General features: G+C 37.3%; 1 pseudogene. It reads right to left on the bottom strand.

The window, feature by feature from the left end:
• Positions 1-71 precede the first annotated feature (71 nt).
• Positions 72-279: pseudogene (locus IEX97_RS12990) on the bottom strand (hypothetical protein); the annotation flags it as partial.

The raw sequence follows: 279 nt of genomic DNA, 5'->3' as shown, positions 1-279 counted from the left end.
GGACGCAAATAAAAAGGCGTAGTTGCAATACAATCTAACTACGCCTACAAAAATAAGTCTGTAACCATTATTTAGCGATGAGCAATCGCTAAGCCTTTTAGAATGGTTAAAGCGGCATACAATTGATAATCATTGTGTATCAAATCTTGCTCGTCTTCAGTCGTTGGTGCGGAGGATAGTATTTTTTCCTTAGCTTTTGGATCATTACTGTTGTTGTTGAGCAAATGACCATTTAAATCAGCTTCGGTAAATCCTGTAAACTTAGCTTCATCTTCAGCT

It is taken from the genome of Paenalicyclobacillus cellulosilyticus (assembly GCF_014647315.1).
GTDB lineage: Bacteria > Bacillota > Bacilli > Alicyclobacillales > Alicyclobacillaceae > Alicyclobacillus_J > Alicyclobacillus_J cellulosilyticus.
This window is presented reverse-complemented; position numbering and strand designations above follow the sequence as displayed.